Origin of the sequence: Streptomyces sp. NPDC056361, from assembly GCF_042262805.1 — a bacterium.
GTDB lineage: Bacteria > Actinomycetota > Actinomycetes > Streptomycetales > Streptomycetaceae > Streptomyces.
In genome coordinates, this window is sequence record NZ_JBHJQI010000064.1 from 1 (window position 1) to 12,258 (window position 12,258).

A 12,258-nucleotide genomic window follows, 5' to 3' on the forward strand; every position below is an offset into this window, starting at 1 on the left:
GTACCGGTGCCGACACGGACGGCGGTGCCGTCATCGGTCCACGTCTTGAGCCAGCCGACGACCGTCTGCCGGGAGGTGCCGTGCTCCTGGGTGAGGGCCCGGGCGATGGCGGAGGCGCCGGTGCCTTCGGGGCCGGCGGCGAGGAGGAGGGCGAGGGCGGCGGTGCGGGCGGCGTTGTCCTCGTCGCGGAGCGCGGACAGGTTCAGCCCCCCACTGGTGGACGGCTGTGCGGCCGGCGGCTGTGTCTCGGCCGGTTCGGGGGTGGTGGCGAACTGGGCGTCGATCTGCTCGCGGAACTCCCGTGCCAGCCGGTCCGCCTCCGACTCGGCCGGGGGCTGCGTGGTGCGGAGCGCGGACAGGTTCAGCCCGCCCGTGCCGCCGGTCTGCGACGGCTGGGCCGGTGCCGTGCTGGGGGTGTGGTCGTTCATCCAGTCGGTGCGGGATGAGTCCCAGCGGCGGGCGTAGTCGGGGCCGGCGGCCTTGGCGGAGATGGTGTCGAGGGTGGGGTGGCGGTCGGAGGTGGCGGCGACGATGTCGCGGATCTGGTTGGGCAGGATCCGCCACGACTTGAACAGGCCGGCCGACGATTCGGGGGTGCCCATGAACCCCGACCCCTTGTAGGGGGCCTGGTCCACGCGCAGACCCCTAGAGCCGGGGAACTGCTTGCCCAGGTCCATGCCCTCCGTCTCCCCGCCGGTGAGCGCGACGCGGACCTTCCCTTCGCGGCGGATCATCAGGTTCCCCAGCACCGACCCGGTGGCGCCGAGCGCGGTCAGGACGGTGCGGATGCCCATGGCGCGGGCGATCCGGATCACCTCCAGGATCTTCGCGGCGAGCATCTTGGAGGGGCGGTCCATGGCGGCGAGGATCTCGGCGCCCTCGTCGATGACGATCTCGATCTGCGGGATCTGCGCGGAGATCGGGAGCAGGTCGGTGTTCGCCTTGGACATCAGGTCCTGGTAGGCCATCTTGCGGTGCTTGGCGATCCGCACCGCCGCGTCCAGCATCAGGGCGGCCTCCTCGTGGGTGGAGGCGAGCCAGTCCACGCCCGGCCGCATGCCCTGCCCGTTGCCCGACAGTGCGGGGCGGACCCAGGGCAGGCCGGCGGAACCGGCGTTGAGGTCGATGACCCAGGTCAGCACGTCCGTGGTCCGGGCGAACCCGGCGAGGATCGTGTGGACCATGTTCGTCTTGCCCGACCCGGTCGGGCCGACCACCAGCGCGCACTGCTCACGCAGGTAGACCGGCACTTGACGGCCGTCGGTCCGCAGCCCCCACGGAATCCCGGTCAGGAGCGAGAGGGGCGCGTAGTCGGTGGGGTAGGTGACCTCCTCGGCCAGCACATTCACCGTGGTGACGTCGATCAGGACGCGGCCCTGGTCGATGCCCTGGGAGGCGGAGGCGGTGCAGCCGTGCGGGAGCCGGGCATCGGCCGACAGCCGTGCCGACTCCCGGGCGATGCGGTCGTAGGTGGTGCCGCCGGCGGGGAGTTCGGCGTCGATGGTGAACCCGGTGCCGGTCGGCCACATCTCCACCGCCAGGACCCGGATGGTCAGGCCGCACACCCGCTGGACCCGGTCCACCCACTCCGCCGCAATCGCTCGCCGCTCGGCGGACAGCTCGCGGGCGACCTGCCGTTCGGCGGCGGCCATGGCCTCCAGCTCGCGGGCCTCCTCGTAGAAGAGGGTGGAGCGGGCGGCGGCCCCGATGCCGACGCCGAGGGTGGCGAGGGATCCGATGGCGGCCCAGGTGAAGGGGCCGGTGGTGATGGCCCAGGTGGTCCATCCGGCGCCGAGCAGCCAGGAGGCGGCGCGCATGGTGATGGTGCGGGCGGCGAGGCGCTCGCGGAGGCTGGTGACGGTGTGGCCGATGGCTCCGGCGGCGCCGGCGGCCAGCGCCCATCCGGCGGGCATGCCGGTGGCGGCGCCGGTGGTGGCGAGGGCGAGGGCTCCGGTGGTGGCGGACAGGGCGCCGGTCACGGGTCCGTGACCGGCCGCCCAGTCCCACACCGGCCCCGTGGTGGTGGCGGTGTTGGGTGCCATGGTCAGACGTTCCATCCCTTCTCGGCCTCGGGCCCGTTGCGCGGGTCCTCGTGGCGGGCGATGTCCTGCTCGTGGGCCTGGCGGAACAGCGGCCCCATGTCCTCCGCGACCGCCACCGCGCTCATGAGGGCGCCGAAGATGTCGTTGAAGCCGTCCGCGACCTCCTTCTCCAGCGGGAACTCGGAGTCGGCGCGCTCGGCCAGGACCTTCATCACGTTCGCCACCGACGTCAGGGCGGCGGGGAGCCCTTCGACCATGGCGAGGATCTCCATGGCGTTCTCGGGCTCGTAGCTGTGGGCGGCGGCTTCCATCTCCGCCGCGTACTCCTCGAACCGGAAACCCGACACGATCTCTCCCTCACTGCTCTCACTCGTGGGTGTGCTGGGGACCAGGCCGGCCGGGCGCTCGGCCGCCTCCCCGATCTGCTCGCTGTCCTGCTGTTCGGCCGCCGCGTCGGCGGCTGCCTCGTCGGTCTCCCGCTGCTCGCGGATGGCCTCGTCCCGGTCCTCTCGCTCGGCCAGGGCCTTCTTCATGAGGCGGTGGTAGAGGCGGCGGCCGGGGTGCTGCAGCCAGGCCCAGCCGAGCTTCCGGCCGAGCGGGGTCGTCAGCATCCCGACGATGCCGAGGGCCCCGGCGAGGAGAGCGGCGAGCAGGCGGCGGCCCTGGAACCGGGCGGCTGACCGCCACAGCGCCTTACGGGCCTTAGCACGCGCGGGGGCCTTGCGGACCTCGGAGCGCTGCTCGGCGACCTTCCCCGCTGCCTGGGTGTCGCGGGCCTTCCGCAGGCGCCCTAGGGCCGCGCCCCGGGCGGCCCCGACGCGGCCGGCGGCCTTGCCGACCGCCCGCCCGACCGGCCCCTTCTTCCCGGCGGCCGTGGTGCGGGCGGTGTTCTTCGCGGCCCGGCGGGCGTCGGCGACCTGGCGGCGAGCCCCGGTGGTCTCCGTCCGCCGCCCGGCACGCGACGGCTGGTCCGAACGCGCCTGCTCGCGCAGTGCCTTGACCTGCCCGACCCGGCCCCGCGGCTTCCCCGTGGCAGACGAACCGGTGGACGACGAGCCGTGGCCCGCTGCCCGCGGCCCGGCACCCTTCGCCAGCCTCGTCTTGCTGCTGCCGGGGGCCGCCGTGCCGGCCGAACGGAGGGAACCCGACTGGGGACGAGCGGGATTCCTGCCCGATGCGGGAGATCCCGATCCGGCCCGCGTACTGGCCTTTCCCCCGGTGGCGGAGCCGTGCTTGGGCTGGGTCGGGACCTTGCCGGATGGGCCGCGCGGGGTGCCGGATGACGTGGCGGTCTTGCCCGCCTTGGCCTGGCGGGTGGCCTGCTGGGTGGTGGTCTTGCGGTTGCGGGCGGCGGCGGTCGTGCCCAGGACGACGGCGCCGGTCATCGCGACGGCCGCCGCGACCGGGCCGCCGGCCAGGGCGGCCCCGGCCAGGAGCGTCACCGTGGCGTTCGCCCCGGTCATCGCGAGCGGGACCACCGGCCAGCCGCCCGCCGTGTGCTCCACCCCCGCCCTCGCCTCAGGGCCCGGCACCTCCGGGGCGGGACCGGGTGCCGGGTCGGCCGGGGGTTGGGGGGTGGGGGTGGTGAGGATCGGTTCGGTGCTGAGGTCCGTCACGGGGTCACCCCCTCGCCGGTCAGGGTGTTGGTCTGCAGGTCGAAGTAGAGGACGACGGCGCCCTCCATCGACGGGTACTGGCGGACCGCGTCGATCCGGAGCTGGGTGAGGATGTCGTAGCGGGTGACCCCGACCGGCGGGGTGTAGGTGCCGGAGACCGTGCACGCGCCCATGCGACTGTTCTGCAGGGACAGCACGTACATGTGCGTGCCCTGCCCGGTGTTGCTCTCCACGGGAAACCTCCAGGTCAAGCAGCGAGTCGAGGAGCGTCCGCGCACGGGACGCACATGCCGAGCGAGACGGGGATGCGGTACCCGGCATCCCGCCCGCACTCGGGGCAGACCTGCCGGGCCGCGTTCGCCTTGGCCAGCGCCGCCCACCGGGCCGGCGTCATCGGGCGGACCGGGCGGGCCAGGTCGATCCGGTACAGGAACGCGATCAGCGGTGCGCGTCGGCGGCGGGGGCGTTCGAGCTGGGCCACGACCGGCTGACCGGCCGGCCGCAGCCCAAGCGCCCGCAGCTGCCGGAACGTCGCCAGCCCCTCAGGGGCCAGCCGCCACCGGTAGACGGGGATGGTGGTCATCAGGCGGTCTCTTCCTGGGACATCAGGGCGCCCCAGGCGGCCCGGACACGCGACTCCGCTCCGACGAAGCCCTGCGCGCGGAACGCGGTGGCGGCCTGCCGGTAGGACAGCGCCGGGTCGGCCGAGTACCGCAGGTACCGCAGCACGACGACCAGTTGCGCGTCGGTGAGCGCGACGCACGGCTCGGGGACCGTCACGCCCGTGACGGCGGCGACCTCCCCGAGCGTCACCGGCGGCTCCATCGGCTCCGGCGCGGGCTCGTCGTCGGCTCCCGTGACGGGGGTCGTCACGGGCGTCACGGGCAGGGGCGTCACGGGCGTGACGCCCTCCGGCTCCGAAGCGTCGTCCCCAGCTGTGACCTGTGTGTCCTCACCGTCGCGGGAGGGGGTCGGGGCGTCGAGGGCGAGGCGCTGAGGGTGGTCGAGGGGGTGGGGTGTGACGGGGGTCGTCACGGCCCGCGTCACGGTGAACATGTCGGCCAGGGCCGCGTCCGCGCCGTCCGTGACGCGCTCGCGCTGCACATCGACCAGCCGCGCCCCCAGGGACACGTCGCCCACGCCGACCTTCCTCGCCAGCTTCCACGACACCCGCACCGAGCGGTTGCGGACCTTCTCGTCCGGGTGGTGGGCGGCACGGGCCCGGTGATAGGCGAGGGACTGCACCACGGCGGCGGCACGGGCCTCCGCCTCGGCGTCACGACCGTCACGGTGGACCACGATCCGCCGGGCGAGGAACGCGGCCCCCTCGGCGGCCGCCGTCATACCCATCGGAGTCAGGGCATAGACGACGGTGCGGCCCGGGTCGTCGGCAGCCATCGCGGACATCACCGAAGCGGCGGCCGGCAGCGCCCACAGCCCGGCCCGGATCACCAGCGGCGAGGACTGCCCCAGCATCGTCAGCCCCAGCAGCACCAGCGCCAGGACAGCCGTCGCGCCCTCACCGGCCGCGACCGCGCCGGCCGCCGTGCCCTCGCCGTAGACGGCCTTGATGTTGCTGTACGTGCCGAACGCCCCCGCCCCGCCCGTGGCCACCATCGGCACGAACGCCAGGGTGAGAACCCTCTTCTGCCCCCGACTCAGCAGCTTCCCGCCACTCACAACGCACCCCCGTCCTGGACGGGCCGGACGGGGAGGGAGGCGAGCAGGCGGACGCGGCAGTCGTTGCGGTCGGACAGCTCCAGCCACTCCCAGTCGGCCTCGGCGTCGACCGGCTCGTAGCCGAGACCGGTCAGCGCCTCGACCCGCTCCGCCCAGTTCGGCGCCGAGGCGCGGGGGAAGTCGTGGGTGGGCCAGTCCGACGTGCACGGGCTGTCGGTGATGACGTACAGCTCCCAACTACCCGTGAACCGGGTGACCAGGCGCGCTTCGTGCGTCATGCCGCACCGCCCGTCGACGCCAGGCCGGCGCGGTTCGTCAGGTCGCGGCGCTCAACCAGGACCCGATTGCGGGCCCGCCGGATGCGCCGCTCGTCCAGCACCGTGGCCGGACGGTCCAACAGGTCGATCTCCACGTCGAGCAGGTCGACCTCCGCCAGAATCAGCGGCATCTCCCACTCGATCGCGTCCAACTCCGCGTCCGACGGCTCACCGTCGAACCCGGTGGCCGTAACAACGGCCTGAAGTGCAGCGATGGACATCATTGGGTGTGTTCCTCTCAGACAGGAACGGCCCGAACCGACCCCCCGGAGCTGCAACTCCGGGGGGTCTCGCCGTTAGAACCAGGGGACTTCCTCCGGCTCCCCTCGACCCCGCCTACACAAGACGGGCGGAGGAGGCAACCGGCCGCAGCTGTGAGGCTGCGGAGGTGAGTACGTGCTCTGGGCCCCAGAGGGGGCCGCGATCTTTGCCCTTGTCTCACCGCACGTACGGGCTGTTCGACCGCCGGCAGGGCGGCCTGAAGCGAAGGTGCTTGCGCTGGATCGTGCGGTAGGGCCTACGGCTTATCGCAGGTGCCTGGGGTTCTTGCTAACGGCCGCTCTTCCCTGGCGAAGGCTGCGGTGCGTCCTCTATTCACTTCTCAACCGTGACGGGCACTTCCATCGAGCCGTAGCTCTCCGGGCGTCGAAGCACGGCGGTGCCGTGCGAGCGCGCCCCTGACCTGCGCCTTAGAGGCACAGCTCACCCGTTCAGCCTGACTCACTTGGCTAGCCCGGTGGGCACAGGAAGAACATAGCCAGCCTGGCTAGTCACGTCAATATGTGACTAGCCAGGCTGCTCAAATAGTCAGGTTCGCCGTAGCATCGAGGCATGACCTTTGAGCTTGAGCCTCTGGACCCCGACGACGACCGACCGCCGTATGAGCAGGTGGCCCGCAGCCTGGGCGCGGCCATCCGCACCCGGCGTCTCGGACCTGGGGAGAAGCTGCCGTCGCACGCGAAGCTGACGGAGCACTACGGCTTCGCGCGCGCCACGATTCAGCGGGCGCTGCGCGACCTCGAAGACGAAGGGCTCGTCGTCTCACGCAAGGGCAGCGGCGTGTTCGTCCGCCACCGCACGGAGCGGCCGGCGGGGCTTCGGCCCTACGTGGAGCAGGCCTTCTCTAGCCGGAACGTGACGATCGACTTCGCCGGGTTCTCCAGCGAAACGCTCCACGGCGCCCTGCAGGAACCGCTCGACAAGATCCGCACCGGGCGGCTGACGCCCTCAAACATTCGGGTGCGCATCCTCGTTCCCGACATGAGCGTCCCGCAGGCGGCACCCGTACGCCGTGAGGACTGCGCCGACGATCCCCGGCTCCGGGCGCGCATGCACGACATCATGGTCGGCTACACCCGTAGCATCACGGACTCGATCAGCGAGCTGGAGCACCTGGGGCTCGTCCAGGAAGGCCAGGTCAGCGTACGCACCCACCGAAGCACGCAGTTCTTCAAGCTCTACATCGTCAACAAGGAAGACGCCTTCTTCGGCTACTACCCGATCCGCCCCAACAAGGTGGTCGCGCAGGGGGAAGCCATCGAGATTTACGACCTGGTGGGCAAAGACACCATCCTGTTTCACCACTCCCTCAACGACGGCGCCTCGTCCAGCGGGGCTCAGCAGGTAGAGCAGGCGCAGATGTGGTTCGACAGTGTGTGGGAGACGATCGGACGGGAGACCACCGCAGATGCACTCTGATGCGCTGACCAGCGCGCTCGCGGACTACGACGCGATCCTCTTCGACTTCGACGGCCCAATCTGCCACGTCTTCCAGGGGTTGCCTGCCCCCGACGTCGCAAAGGACCTCTCGGCATTGCTCGCCACGCTCGCCCCTGAACTCGCCTACGCAGCCCACGCGACGGACGATCCTATGGTGGTTCACCAGCTCGCGCGCGAGGGCGGGCAGGACGTCCTGGCTGCAGTCGAGGCGGCACTCACGGGCGCGGAGATTCAGGCAGTCGGTGTCGCCGGGCCCCCGACGGAAGGGGCCGTCGAGGCCATGGTGGCCGCTCGCGATTCAGGGCGACGAGTGGCCATCGTCAGCAACAACTCCGCCGACTGCGTGCGCGCTTACCTTTCAGCGCAGGGACTCTCCGGAACCGTCGAGGCCGTGGTCGGCCGACCGGCCCTGCGGCCGGACCTCATGAAGCCGTCACCCCACCCGTTGCTGGAAGCCGCGACGATCCTCGGTGTATCGCCGGAGCGGTCGGCACTGGTGGGCGATTCAGTCACCGACATCGAGGCGGCACAAGCGGCAGGCGCGGGCAGTATCGGCTTCGCCAATAAGCTTGGTAAGGAGGCGGCTCTCGCCGCCGCCGGCGCGGTTGCAGTGGTCACCGACATGCGGTCCATCGCCCGCGCCTTCACGGCACCCTAGCCGCCTGTGCAAAGCGAGTCGGCGCGATAAGACCCTCCGTACCTCATCAAGGCACCCGCCGCGCACGGCGCGGCGCGCGCGGCCCGTCGCCCGGGCCTGCGCTCCTGTCTGCGCCCCGCTCCAGCCCGGCCGCCGTCCGCACGCCTGACAGCTTGGGTTGATGGGCAGCCAAAGTAGGCCTTCAAGAACGGCAACCGTCACATGGCACGCGTAGCCACGAGCGCTGCCGACTGCGGCCACGACGGGCGGCCAAAAGACGGCTAGCAGCGAGGGAGGGGTGGCCTCTTGCGCATGGCCGGCCGACTGCTGGGCCGGAGTAGGGCCGGGCGCCGTACCCCCGCCGTCACGGATGACGACAGCGTGAGGCGACCGCACCACCGGGAAGGGGCGGGCGGGGAGCAGCTGCTGCCGCGAGGTGGTGCCGGCCGGTGTGGTCGCTCCGCGTCGGTACCGGTATCACCGTGGCTGATGAGCGTGTCGTTGGGACGCCCCTCTTAGGATCGGGTGCCATGACGAGCCCCTTGGCACCCGACGATCATCTCGGCGATCGGGAGGCCTTCAGCGCCTTCCTAGCCCGTCTTCGCGAAGACCACGCCGCCAATAGTCAGCAGTGGGAGAACGCAACGCTGGAAGGGTTCTTGGAGGCCCTGCAAGCCTGGACCGATGCCTCCCCGGGGTGGTACCGAAACTTCGGTCATGATCTGCCCCGCGAAGGTGACTGGACGTTCTTCGCTCGTGCCCTGACTGCCGCTCGGATCTACGAGTAGCTCTCATGGGCCCGTGCCCTTGGCGTGCCCGATCGAGCGGGGAGTATCAGGGAACAACGGTCAGTCGCGGGCACCAGACAACACGACGGCCCCTGACCGACTTACCTGGTCAGGGGCCGTTCGTCCGCGGTGGGTGTGGGATTTGAACCCACGGTGACATCGCTGCCACGACGGTTTTCAAGACCACCGCACCCTGTTTCTATGTAGCCAACTAACCTGCGTGGATTCACGGCCACGCAGGTTCCGCTGCCTGCGCTGGCTCACGGATGACTCACAGCGGTCTGTGCGACACCCGCCTTGAGCGGGTCGATCTGATAATAGTCGGAGTCTGGCGAGGTGCCCCTATCCGGCTGCGCCGTTCCGAGCCCACGGCCTGTAGGCATCGCCTGGCCTGATTAGCACTGACGGAACCAATGGGGTCGCGGCTCCTAAACAGAGGAATTTCCTAGTTACGACTCGGGATCTGGAGTTACGCTTGCGGCCTGAGCTGTATCAATATCACCTTTGATCCATCGCGTGATGAAATCTGAAACAGCAGGGCTGAAATTGAGGCCACGCAATGTTGCTAGAGCACTGGGGCGGTCTTCGGGGTTTACTCTTGCCCTAGCCCACTTGAGAACGACTCGCCTCATCTTTCCGCCAGTGCGGGCTACTGCGAAGATCTCATTGTCTCGCGGACGTCGAACTCCCTCCGCCCGGGCCATTACTAGTTCCGCGATCGGAAGGAACATTAGAATCGATCCTTCCTTCAGTAGGCCGGACTTTCCTGCGACTGGGCCATCACAGGCTCGCAGGACGGGAAGGAGAAGATGACGCATAAGTTCAGTCTCACTCACCCACGGGCATGGTGCTGCGGGAAGCAGTTCCGCCAATGCGGCGACACAATCATCGGACGCAGAAAGGCCAAAGAAGTCGCTTGGATCAATAAAGCTGCCACCCTCACTGAATGAGGCATGGAATACGAATGGAGGGATGGCTGTAGCCCAGTAAGAGTTCTGGAATGCCCACAGTTGAGACGTCCCAAATCTTTCAATCAAGGCCCCCATGGAGACATCTCCACTCACGGCACCAAGGCGGGCAGCCCAAAAGGCTGAGTCGTAGTGCCTAGAAATCAACGGCGCCAGTTCTTGCCGCAGATCGCTGTTTACCGCGCCCCAGACCTCTACGCTGCCAGAGGGTAGGGCGCTCGAATAGGCGGAATTGTAACTAGCCAGTTCGCGAAATGACAGCGCCGCCAGGAGTGCCTTATCGTCCTCGGGACGCCTTATCGCGGAAAGTCGAAGCGCTTCCTTCAGATTCTTGGAAACCATTTCCAGGTTTTCGGGACTGCATTCCAGCAGAAGGGCGATAGCATCGAAATTAAAGGTCGAATCGCTAATGGAATCGAGAGATAGAGCGACGGCCTGCTCGCAGATATTCTGAATAATCTGCGGGCGCGGCACAATAAACCCGAGCGATCGTGCCGCAAATGACGTTAGATTGATCTTCTGGCCGAGAGAGTCGGTGTCCTGAATGGCGGATAGGGTGAGTTCGAGGAAGTCATCACCTCCGTCATCGACGTTTTGGCTCAGGATCTGCAACGACAGTTGTGCAACAACTTCCCATTCTTGGGAAGAGATGCGGCCGTGAAGAACATCGAATAGTTTCTCCGGGGTGTAGTGCTTTCGCACTAGTTGTGTCGCAGCAAAGTATTCGAGGAACGTTCGATGGGTGAAGGCGTAGAGATTCTGCTGGGTATCCGATCCCATGTCGGTGAGCACCCAGGCTCGGCCCGTGCAAAAATCTACGAACTGGTTTGCTGCGTCCTCCGCAATTGCCTCGTCATCGAAACGCTTCTCGACGAGGAATTCGGTCATGAATGACACAAGTCGCGCACGCGTGAGCCCTTTTTGCGCCTTCGGGTCTGCATACATCCAGAGGGCCAGTGCGTTGAGAGCCTGCCGCACATGGGCGTTGAACGGAAGCGGGATAACGATTCCCCTCTGCTTGTCCCACCTTTCAAACAGGAGCTGCGCGCATTTCTGGTAGAGGTCCGGACGATTAGAGGGAATGTAATGTTCGCTAGCGTAGATGCCGCACATCAAAGAAAGCATGAGCGGGTTCCTGCGCAGATCGGCCACGAACTGGCTTTCACGCACAAAGGCAGTAGCGAGTTCGGCCCGTCGCTTTCTCTCTACCGTTTGATCAAGGGCAAACCATTTTTCGGCATACGTGGCCACCTGGCTGTCACTCAGTTCCGCCAATGTGACTGCAGCAAAAAGACTCTCATCGAGAGGTGCTTCGCTGTATCCCACACGCCTTGAAGTGACAAGGACGGGTACGGATGGATAGCGGTAGACGAAAGACTCGACAAACTCCGACACCTTGCGGCGTAGAGACGTATCAGTTAGCTCGTCAAGACCGTCGAAAATTACTAGCGCTCTCCCGCTGTTCAGAAGGTATTCAATAGCACCCTCGGGCGGCTCCACGTTGTACGGGTTGCGGCAGATGGATTCAAGGAATGTGACCATTGAATCTTTGCTAGCCCTGAACGCCTCGACATAGTCACGGAGAACGAACAGTAGCGGGATCTGTGCAGTAGATGCAGGGAAAGAGGATCGAGCGATATCGTATGCGAGTTTGAGCGATAGCGTTGACTTCCCTCCTCCCGGGTCTCCCAGAATTACTACTCGATGGTTATTTGCAATCACTTCATCGAGAGCGCGAACGTAGGTGTTGTGCGACTCATTCTTCTTTGCGGCAAGCCTTAGCTTGGGCTCAACAAACAGCTTGCTGTATGGAACCTTCCGAGTTGTGCCGGCGTGCGGCAGCCGCATAGTGGAGTGCAGATTCTTAATCTGGTCGGCTAGCTGGACTTCGAAGTCATGGTAAGAAGCGAGACTTTCAAGGGTGGCCAACTGTTCGGCAGTTTTCGCGTCAGCGGCTGCATAACAGGCTGCAATCTTGAGCATCGAGGCGCGCGACTCGGGGCTGAATGTATCTGAGGCTTTGACTGTCTCTACATGGGAAATAACCTTCTCAAGTAGAGCGTTCCATACCGCCTGGGTTACCTCTGCCGAGATGGCTTCGTCCGGAACGCGAAGCGTCACGAGTTGACGCAAGCGCTCCAAAGTGGAATCAAGTTCCTTTTTCTCGTTCTTGGCGCCTGCGTTAGCATAGATTTGCGTAGCGACAGAAAGTGCAATCGCTTGAAAATCGGGTGACTCCAGCAACTCGGCGATCTGCTTTGCGGACTCTGGAGTGAGGTGGGGGCACAGAGCGTCATAGGTAACTTCTGCCAGTGCCCGTCGCGTCTTGCGGTTCTTCCAACGCGCTGCTACTCCAGCCATAGGGGCGGCCGCTAGCTTCGCTGCTGCACCACCCGCCGCGCGACCGACAGCGGGCCCACACGCGCCTGCTAGTGCAACGCCCAGTCCGGTCAGCATTGTGATGCCTCCATACCATTAGGTCTGCAACCAC

11 protein-coding genes and 1 tRNA gene are annotated in these 12,258 nt (G+C 67.2%); 3 read left to right on the top strand and 9 right to left on the bottom strand.

Annotated features, from left to right (window positions below; all coding sequences use genetic code 11):
• The 7 genes from ACFCY7_RS21375 to ACFCY7_RS21405 form a co-directional block, all read right to left on the bottom strand.
• The coding region (locus tag ACFCY7_RS21375) for a hypothetical protein (RefSeq protein ID WP_376487382.1) at positions 1–2,042 on the bottom strand (2,042 nt) is incomplete at its 3' end.
• Between the two features lie 2 nt (positions 2,043–2,044).
• A complete protein-coding gene (locus tag ACFCY7_RS21380) occupies positions 2,045–3,658 on the bottom strand; it encodes a hypothetical protein (protein WP_376487384.1) in 1,614 nt (537 codons plus the stop codon).
• Positions 3,655–3,891: a hypothetical protein gene (locus ACFCY7_RS21385; protein ID WP_376487386.1), complete on the bottom strand. Its 237-nt coding sequence runs from the start codon at positions 3,889–3,891 to the stop codon at positions 3,655–3,657. Before ACFCY7_RS21385 ends, ACFCY7_RS21380 begins: the two co-directional genes overlap by 4 nt.
• Positions 3,892–3,905: 14 nt before the next feature.
• On the bottom strand, positions 3,906–4,241 hold the full coding sequence (locus ACFCY7_RS21390; protein ID WP_376487388.1) for an RRQRL motif-containing zinc-binding protein: 336 nt from the start codon (positions 4,239–4,241) through the stop codon (positions 3,906–3,908).
• Positions 4,241–5,275 carry a hypothetical protein gene (locus ACFCY7_RS21395; RefSeq protein ID WP_376487433.1) on the bottom strand — a complete coding sequence of 345 codons (1,035 nt, stop codon included), beginning with the start codon at positions 5,273–5,275 and terminating at the stop codon, positions 4,241–4,243. The genes ACFCY7_RS21390 and ACFCY7_RS21395 overlap by 1 nt, the downstream gene beginning before the upstream one ends.
• A gap of 59 nt (positions 5,276–5,334) precedes the next feature.
• The gene (locus ACFCY7_RS21400) at positions 5,335–5,616 is read right to left on the bottom strand and encodes a DUF6303 family protein (protein ID WP_376487389.1); all 282 of its coding nucleotides are present in this window, start codon (positions 5,614–5,616) and stop codon (positions 5,335–5,337) included.
• Positions 5,613–5,879, bottom strand: a complete 267-nt coding sequence (locus tag ACFCY7_RS21405) for a DUF6284 family protein (protein WP_376487391.1) — start codon at positions 5,877–5,879, stop codon at positions 5,613–5,615. The genes ACFCY7_RS21400 and ACFCY7_RS21405 overlap by 4 nt, the downstream gene beginning before the upstream one ends.
• 607 nt (positions 5,880–6,486) lie before the next feature.
• Here ACFCY7_RS21405 and ACFCY7_RS21410 point away from each other — a divergent pair.
• The 3 genes from ACFCY7_RS21410 to ACFCY7_RS21420 all read left to right on the top strand — a co-directional run bounded on the left by ACFCY7_RS21410 (position 6,487) and on the right by ACFCY7_RS21420 (position 8,799).
• Positions 6,487–7,353 carry a GntR family transcriptional regulator gene (locus tag ACFCY7_RS21410; RefSeq protein ID WP_376487393.1) on the top strand — a complete coding sequence of 289 codons (867 nt, stop codon included), beginning with the start codon at positions 6,487–6,489 and terminating at the stop codon, positions 7,351–7,353.
• Entirely contained in the window at positions 7,343–8,032 is a 690-nt protein-coding gene (locus ACFCY7_RS21415) for an HAD family hydrolase (protein ID WP_376487395.1), read from the top strand. Before ACFCY7_RS21410 ends, ACFCY7_RS21415 begins: the two co-directional genes overlap by 11 nt.
• A 509-nt stretch (positions 8,033–8,541) precedes the next feature.
• Positions 8,542–8,799 carry a hypothetical protein gene (locus tag ACFCY7_RS21420; RefSeq protein WP_376487397.1) on the top strand — a complete coding sequence of 86 codons (258 nt, stop codon included), beginning with the start codon at positions 8,542–8,544 and terminating at the stop codon, positions 8,797–8,799.
• A gap of 127 nt (positions 8,800–8,926) precedes the next feature.
• On the opposite strand, the gene ACFCY7_RS21425 is transcribed toward ACFCY7_RS21420, so the two are convergent.
• Positions 8,927–9,016: transfer RNA gene (locus tag ACFCY7_RS21425), tRNA-Ser, on the bottom strand.
• A 232-nt stretch (positions 9,017–9,248) separates the two neighbouring features.
• The gene (locus ACFCY7_RS21430) at positions 9,249–12,224 is read right to left on the bottom strand and encodes an NACHT domain-containing protein (protein ID WP_376487399.1); all 2,976 of its coding nucleotides are present in this window, start codon (positions 12,222–12,224) and stop codon (positions 9,249–9,251) included.
• Between the last annotated feature and the right edge of the window lie 34 nt (positions 12,225–12,258).